At 51.0% G+C, this 8277-nt stretch carries 6 protein-coding genes; 2 read left to right on the forward strand and 4 right to left on the reverse strand.

The genetic code is table 11. The annotated features are described in order from the left end of the window. Positions 1–121: 121 nt before the first annotated feature. Positions 122–892, forward strand: a complete 771-nt coding sequence (locus ACTHUE_RS07790; protein ID WP_003681348.1) for a ParA family protein — start codon at positions 122–124, stop codon at positions 890–892. 377 nt (positions 893–1269) lie between these two features. After that, positions 1270–1581, forward strand: coding sequence for a hypothetical protein (locus tag ACTHUE_RS07795; RefSeq protein ID WP_070824046.1), 312 nt, complete (start codon positions 1270–1272; stop codon positions 1579–1581). A 447-nt stretch (positions 1582–2028) separates the two neighbouring features. Here ACTHUE_RS07795 and ACTHUE_RS07800 read toward each other — a convergent pair whose 3' ends face one another. The 4 genes from ACTHUE_RS07800 to ACTHUE_RS07815 all read right to left on the reverse strand — a co-directional run. After that, complete coding sequence (locus ACTHUE_RS07800; RefSeq protein WP_440361273.1) at positions 2029–4872, reverse strand: DUF3418 domain-containing protein; 2844 nt, start codon at positions 4870–4872, stop codon at positions 2029–2031. A 66-nt stretch (positions 4873–4938) separates the two neighbouring features. Beyond that, positions 4939–6516, reverse strand: coding sequence for a lipooligosaccharide phosphoethanolamine transferase (gene lpt3 / locus ACTHUE_RS07805; RefSeq protein ID WP_440361274.1), 1578 nt, complete (start codon positions 6514–6516; stop codon positions 4939–4941). Between the two features lie 129 nt (positions 6517–6645). Continuing rightward, on the reverse strand, positions 6646–8040 hold the full coding sequence (gene hrpA / locus ACTHUE_RS07810; protein ID WP_004520228.1) for an ATP-dependent RNA helicase HrpA: 1395 nt from the start codon (positions 8038–8040) through the stop codon (positions 6646–6648). Positions 8041–8148: 108 nt separating this feature from the next. Beyond that, positions 8149–8277, reverse strand: a 129-nt coding sequence (locus ACTHUE_RS07815; protein WP_440423230.1) for an RsfS/YbeB/iojap family protein, incomplete at its 5' end; no start/stop codon positions are given.

Here is an 8277-nt window from a genome sequence, read left to right on the forward strand (position 1 = left end):
CCCCAACTCAATGCCGAACGCCATATCGTCATCATCCGCAAAAAGGCCGTCTGAAAACAACCCAAGCATACCGAATAACGGTACAATCCAGCCATCCACACTTAACACGACAGCAAAGCACATGAGCGCACAAATCCTCGCCGTCGCCAACCAAAAAGGCGGAGTCGGCAAAACCACCACCACCGTCAACCTAGCCGCCTCCCTGGCCTCCAAAGGCCGCCGCGTCCTCGTCGTCGACCTCGACCCCCAAGGCAACGCCACCACAGGCAGCGGCATCAACAAAGCCACCATCGAAAACGGCGTTTACCAAGTTGTCCTCGGAGAAACCGACATCCCCAACGCCGTCGTCCGCAGCAAAGAAGGCGGCTACGACGTATTGGGCGCCAACCGCACACTGGCCGGCGCAGAAGTCGAACTCGTCCAAGAAATCGCACGCGAAATCCGCCTCAAAAACGCCCTGCAGCTCGTTGCCGACAACTACGACTACGTCCTCATCGACTGCCCCCCGTCCCTGACCCTGCTCACCCTCAACGGCTTAGTCGCCGCCAACGGCGTCATCGTCCCCATGCTTTGCGAATACTACGCCCTCGAAGGCATTTCCGATTTAGTGGCCACCGTCCGCAAAATCCGCCAAGCCATCAACCCCGACCTCGACGTAACCGGCATCGTCCGCACCATGTACGACAGCCGCAGCCGCCTCGTCGTCGAAGTCAGCGAACAGCTCAAACAACACTTCGGCAACCTGCTCTTCGACACCGTCATCCCCCGCAACATCCGCCTCGCCGAAGCCCCCAGCCACGGCCTCCCCGCCCTCGCCTACGATGCCCACGCCAAAGGCACGCAGGCTTATCTCGACTTGGCCGATGAACTGATTGCACGGTTGGAAAAATAAACAGAAATATGAATATAAAAGGCCGTCTGAAAGTTGGGAAATACTTTCAGACGGCCTTTGGTTTGATTGGAAAGAACATTTTTAAAAAAGACCGCGTGCGTGCGTACCGCACACACCCTACACATAAATTTTAAACTCTTTGTAATTCATAGGTAGGGTGTGTGCCCAAAGGCACGCACGCGGTTGCATGGAGGCTACGGCTTGCTTATTTTAATATAATTAATTGATTTTAATAAATTAAATATTTCTTTTACAGCATAATTCATACCTAAAAAATTATTAATTTACCCTTAAATAAAGTTATTTAAGATAATACGTTGACAAAAAATCTCTACTAACATATAATCAAGGAAAATAAATTTTAACTGGTGGCTGATATGAACTTAAATAACCTTATTAATTCACTAAAAGAGGCTTATTTACGCCTTGTTAGTGAATTTGGTAGTGAGCATGTTGGTCGATATTACGTACCTTACGATCTGTTAAAAGAGGAGTTAGGTTACAAACGTGCAACAAAAAAAATGCTTGAAACTTCTATGTTAATTTTAAGGCAAGCTGGTTTTGAAGTATCTGATGAACCGGCTAATAGGGCTCTTTTAGTGAAAGTCGATATTAACTCACTTTCTTATATGGATAGCGAACGTTTAGCTAAAGCATTAGAGCAATATCGAAATAAACCTCATGGATAAAATAAAGCCGACCTTAATTATTGACGTAATTAAGGTCGGCAGGTAGGTATTCAATGTTGACGCATTGAATACAATGCAGCATTCCCAGCCGCTCATTACAACAGCAACTAGGTTATAAACTGCTAACTTTCTGACTAAAAGTTCTTAGATTTTAACCATAACGTCTGCGATTGTCTACTATCCGTTAAGCGTTGGGCAACATCCTCGGATAGAAAGTGTATATATGTATACAGACGATCGAGGCACTTTTATCTTACGTTGGACTCGTAAATTGCCCAATGGTAAGGTAATTCGTGCTAAAGGAAAGCCTTTTAAAATCTATATTTCAAAGTAATTGTGTTGAGGTATTTTTAATACATTACAATTTGCAAGCCGTTTGGTTATAAGCCAAACGGCTTTTTGTTGCACAATGAACAAGTTTTACAAAAACAATCCTAATATAGAAATTTACATACCGAATTTTCCCCACTCCTTCAACAACCTCTTCACCGACACCGGATACGGTGTCTTCAATTCCTGTGCAAACAGCGACACTCTCAATTCTTCAATCATCCATTTAAACCCTGCAAGGCCGTCTGAAACGGGTAGTCCTTGTTTCACCAAACTGTCGGTTTTTTCTTGCCACATTTGTTCCAGCTCTTGAATATCGGCTTCGCGGGCTGCGTCGCGGGCGGGGTTGCTACTGTATTTTTCGAGACGCAGGGTCATGGCTTTTAGGTAGATGGGGAGGCGCGGCCATTGTGCCCACGGGGTGCGGGTGGCGAAGCCGGCGGCGAGCAGGGTTTGCAGGCGTAGTCTTAGGAGGTGGGTCAATGGATGCTTGCCGAGTTTGCCGTTGAGTTCGGCATAGGCGGCTGCGGTTTCCTGCAAGTAGCGGCTGAGGGCTTCTTTGACGGCAGGCAGGCGGCTGCGGGCGCGTTTGATTTGCTCTTTAAAGGCTTTTTCGTTGCGTGGCAGCTCGTCTTCGCCGATAAAGGCGCGGTCACAGACGGCTTGGGTGAGGTCGTCGCGCAGGGTGTCGGCATTGATGTGTTTGAGCAGCATGGCGGCTTGGGTAAAGCCTTGGATGCCTTTGTTCAGGTCTTTAACTTGTTCTTTTAATTGCAGCTTCATCAATTCGATTACGCCTTGACGGTGTGCCTGTTCGGCGGCTTCGGTGGTGTCAAACAGGCGCAGGGCGATGCGGCCGTCTTTTTCTTTTTGCAGGCCGAGATAGCCGGTGAGCTGTTGTTTGCCACGGGCAAATTTGATGGATTCGGGCAGGGTGCCGATGTCCCATGCGGTAACGTTGTCGCGCTCGAATTCTTGGGTGTTGTCGCGGAAGGTAACGGCGGCGGCTTGGCCGAGTTGTTGTTGCAATTCATGCAGTTTGCGGCCGCCGGCAAGCTCTTGTCCGCCGTCGTCGATAATGCGCAGATTCAGATAGCAGTGTTCGGGCAATTCTTGCGCCACCCATGCGTCTTGGTCGATTTGCTCGAGAATCCGCATATCGCCGGCGCTTTTGGCGATAAAGTGCGCCAACTGGGGAATGATGGCCGCTTGGCGGTCGGGATTGCTTTCGAGAAATTTGGTGATGAAATCGGGTACGGGCACGCAAATGCGGCGGATTTGCTTCGGCAGGGCTTTAATCAGCAGCTGGATTTTTTCGCGCAACATACCGGGCACCAGCCATTCGAGCGACGGCGCGTGCAGGCGGTTGAGGACGGTCAGCGGCACGGTCATGGTCACGCCGTCGAGCGGATGGTGCGGCTCAAAGCGGTAGGAAAGTTTGAACTTGCCGTCTGCGGTTTGCCAGAATTTGGGGAACTGTTCTTCGGTAATGTGCGCGGCGGCGTGTTGCATCAAATCGTCGCGGCTGAGAAACAGCAGGCGCGGATTGTCGCGTTCGGCGGTTTTGAGCCAGGCTTCAAAGGTGCGGATATCGGCAAGGGGCAAAGGTTTCAGACGGCCTTTGCCTTTTGCGGCATGCTGATTGGTCTTGTTGTCTGATCCGTTTTGTTCGGCATTTTTATCTGACAGGTTTTGTCCGCCCTCTTCACTTCCCCAAATGCCGCCTTTCGCGTCTTTCCACACCAGCTCGGGCAGGCGTTCGTTATAAAACGCAAACAGGGCTTCGTCGTCGACCAATACGTCTTGTTTGCGCGATTTGTGTTCGAGTTCGGTAATTTCTTTAATCAGCTTTTTATTGTGGGCAAAAAAGGCCGTCTGAAGATTGCTTTCCTGCGCCACCAATGCGCCGCGGATAAAGATTTCGCGCGCTTCTTTGGGCGCAACTTTGCCGTAAGACACGGGGCGGCGCGGCAATACGGTCAGGCCGTAAAGCGTCACGCGTTCACTGGCGATGACTTCGCCGCGTTTTTGCTCCCAGTGCGGCTCGAAATAATGATAGCGGACGAGGTGCGGCGCTTCCTGCTCTATCCATTCGGGCTGGATAACGGCGACGTCGCGCGCGTAAAGGCGCGTGGTTTCAACCAATTCTGCCGCCATCACCCATTTAGGTTTGGCTTTGAACAAGGCTGATGCCGGGAAAAGGTGGAAACGGCTGCCGCGCGCGCCAGTATAGTCGTTGCCGTCGGGTGATTTCATGCCGACGTTGGCGATAAGGCCGGTCAGCAGGGCGCGGTGGATTTGTTCGTATCCGGCTTCTTTAGCGGCGCGGATTTGGGCGCGGTGTTGTTTCTTATCCAGTTGTTTTTGTTTGAGCTTTGCCGCCAAATCTTGGTCGCCTTGGCTTTCAGACGGCCTTAATTGTTCTTGGGAAGGAGGTTGTCTAAACGCGGCTTCTTTGGTGGTCAAACCCATTTCAATCGCGGTTTGAGCAAGCTGGTGGTGCAGCTCGCGCCATTCGCGCATCCGCAGATGCGACAGGAAATATTGACGGCACCATTGCACCAGCTGCTTGTTGGACAAACCTTTGTCGCGCTCGCGCTGGAAGCTGTCCCAAATATTCAGATAGGCAAGAAAGTCAGATTGCTTATCGGTAAAGCGTTCATGCGCCTTGGCCGCGGCATCGCGCGCTTCCAACGGCCGCTCGCGCGGGTCTTGAATCGACAGTGCGGACGCGATCACCAATATTTCCGCCATGCAGTCGTGTTTCTTCGCCGCCAGTAAAATACGCGCGATTTTCGGGTCGATGGGCAGGCGCGCCATTTGTTCGCCGAGCTTGGTCAGACGGTAGCGCGTGTTGGCACCGATATGGCCTGAACTGTTTTGCAGGCCGTCTGAAATATTGGCTGGGTTGAATCGGGCATCAATGCCTGATCCGCGTACTTGGTTTTTCATATTTTGCATAGTCTTGTCAATCGGGCATCTATCCCCGACATCATCTAAATTTGTCTTTATTGGTTTTCACGCCGCTTATTGTGGATAAACATATTCCGCCTTGCCATCGCGAATGTTCAAGCTGCCTGCATCGCCTGTAATCAGGTTGCCCGTTACCGAGCCTTCACTACAACCTGAAACCGGCATATCGTAGCCCAGTGTGTGAATCAAAAACGTTGAAAGCTGCTGATGGAAGGCAATCTCGCAAGGTGTAAAAGCTTGGTTGGCAGCCTGTTGCACGGCCTTATCCGGGCTGTACAACACCAGCGGCACAAGATAGCTGTCGGGCTGTACCGTGCCTTGATTGTAGGTATCTTGGCGTACATACTGACCATGATCGGAGGTATAGGCAAACAGCCAGTTGCCGTCAGGCTGCTTTTGCAGCTGCTCGAATACGGTTTGAATCATTTGGTCGGTTTTATGGATGGTGTTGTCGTACTTGTCCACAATATTGGCCTCGCCGAATACTTTATCTTGAGGCTGCAACAATGCACCGTATGGGACGTGCGAACCGCGTTGGTGCAACACGATAAAATGCTTGCCCTGCTGCAAATTGATTTTGTCAAACAGCGGCAGCAGTTTCTCATCGGGCATATTGTCGCCGTTGCCGTAGCCAAGCTGCGTCGGCTGAATCAGATGGTCTATCCATTTCTTACCGATTAAGTTCAAAATCGCCATCTCGTTTTCCGCCTGCGCGCTGTAAAAATACGTTTCATAGCCCTGCTCTTTAGCGAGGCGGAACATATTGGTATCGCCGCTGCTGATTTGCTCGTAGCCGTTGGCATGCGGTATCGCATTAAAAAAGCTGGGCAGGGACACAGCCGTCATCAAAGCGGCGGAATAGCTTTGTTTCACAATCGGCTTAAATTCGGCTTGCGACAGCTGGGTCAAAAATGGCGAAGTTTCGCGTCCGTAACCAAACAGTTTCAAATGCGTCGCGCTTTCACTTTCGCCCATAATCAGGACGATATTTTGAACACTGCCCTGCCCGATTTTGCTTGGCGCAGACTGTTTGAACACAGGAATCTTGCTTAAATCAAACAACTGATACGGCAACACGCGTCCGATAAAATAGCCAAAGCTGAAATAATTGGCTTTGATGCGGCTGTATGTTGGTTTGGGCGAAATACCGTGTTCCTGCGTCGTACTGAATGAACGTCCAAAAATCAGCAACATCGCCGCAATAAACAAAATATCGGCAGCAAAATGCGTCTTACAGCGGAACTTGGCAAGGCTGCAAAACAGCACGACTTCCAACACGCCCCACAACACAGGCAGCCACAACTTATCCAACATCGACGCGCCCGCGCTGCCAACTTCGGTAACCTCTTTCAGCATCAGCCAATAATTAATGCCCGTTATCCAACTTTGATAAACCGCGTAATGCACATTGTTGGCAATGATGCTGAGCGCAAAAAACAACGCAATCAGCAACCGTGAAGCCTTATAACGCGCAAACAGATACAGCGCAGCAATCACAAATGTCAGCGCAAACGTTTCTGCAATTTTTGCCGCCGGCAGAGTTTCAATTCCGAATACAAAGCGATAGGCAATTTCGCTGGCAGTAAGTAAAGACGAATACAGAACAAGCGTGAGGAAAGATTTTTTCATCATTAATATTTCACAATAAAAAATTTACCGATTGAGTTTTAAAACCCAATATTCCCTTTTCAATAGTTTTTAGTTTCTCAATGATTTAGGCCGTCTGAAAATGAAACATAATCTACCATTTTCTTTTACTTTTCAGATGGCCTCCACCGCACCCAACTCCAGTAATACCTGAAAACCGTCATTGATATACCGCGAATCGGGCATTTCTAAAAATGGGAATGCTGCTACGTCGCCCAAGTTCAGCGATGCCATGCGTAGGATGACGGCGGCTAGGTTGCTGCGGACGATTTCGGGGGCGGTAAATTCGGGGCGGCTGTTGAAATCTTCTTCTGAAAACAGTCGGATACACACGCCTGCGGAGACGCGTCCGCAGCGACCGGAGCGTTGGCAGGCGGCAGCTTGGGAGATTTTTTCGACATGAAGCTGCTCCACTTTCGCCCGTGCGGAATAGCGTTTGACGCGCGCGAGGCCGGTGTCGATGACGTATTTAATGCCCGGTACGGTGAGCGAGGTTTCGGCGACGTTGGTTGCCAGCACGATGCGGCGTTTTGCGCCTGATGGGTGGAAGATTTTGTGCTGCTCGGCGTGCGACAGGCGTGCGAATAGGGGCAGGATTTCGTCGTTGCGGCGCAGCGTGGATTTGCGCAGGGCTTCGGCGGCTTCGCGGATTTCGCGCTCGCCCGGCAGGAACACCAAAATATCGCCTTCGCCATAGCGTACCAATTCGTCGGCTGCATCGACAATTGCGTCGGTCAGCTCGACTTCTGCGTCGTCTTCGTCTTTGCTGGTCAGCGGTCGGTAGAGGATTTCGACGGGATACGTCCGTCCGCTCACTTCTAAAACAGGGGCACCGTTGAAGTGTTGGGAGAAGCGTTCTGCATCTATCGTTGCCGAGGTGATGATGACTTTCAAATCAGGGCGGCGCGGCAGCAGCTGTTTCAAATAGCCCAAGAGGAAGTCGATGTTCAGGCTGCGTTCGTGCGCTTCGTCGATGATAATCGTGTCGTATGCGGCGAGATAATGGTCGGTCTGGGTTTCTGCCAGCAGGATGCCGTCGGTCATCAACTTGACGCAGGCATCGCGCGAGGTGTGGTCGGTAAAGCGCACTTTATAGCCGACCGCGTTGCCGATTTCGGATTTCAGCTCTTCGGCAATCCGCTCTGCTACGGAACGCGCAGCCAAACGGCGCGGCTGGGTATGCCCGATCAATCCTGCCGCCCCACGCCCGAGTTCCAAACAAATCTTGGGCAACTGCGTGGTTTTGCCCGAACCGGTTTCGCCGCAAATAATCGTTACCTGATTTTCGGCAATGGCTTTTTTGATTTCGTCGAGCTTTTCGTGAACGGGCAGCGTGTTGTCGAATTCGGGCTTGGGCAGTTTGGACAGGCGTTGCAGATAGAGGTCGTGCGATTTTTTGTATTTTTCCTCAACCTTGGCCAGGCCGCCGTATTTATTGGGGTTCTTAAAGGCAGATCGCAGAAAATGGCGGTCTTTGGAGAGGGTTTGGGCGAAATCGGGTTGCGGCATGATGGTGCAATAAATTAAATAATGTGAAAAGAATGGAATTATAGCAAAAGGCCGTCTGAAACTTGCTTGCTTTCAAGTTTCAGACGGCCTTTGTATGGATAAACCGTTTTAGTCGGCGGCGTGCCAAGGTTTTTGCATACCGGCGTGGAAACTCGGTTTTTCTCCGCCCCACAAGGTGTCGATGTCGTAGAAGTCGCGCACGGCAGGGAGCATGACGTGGACAACGAGGTCGCCTGC

Source organism: Neisseria sp. P0021.S005 (assembly GCF_051956955.1).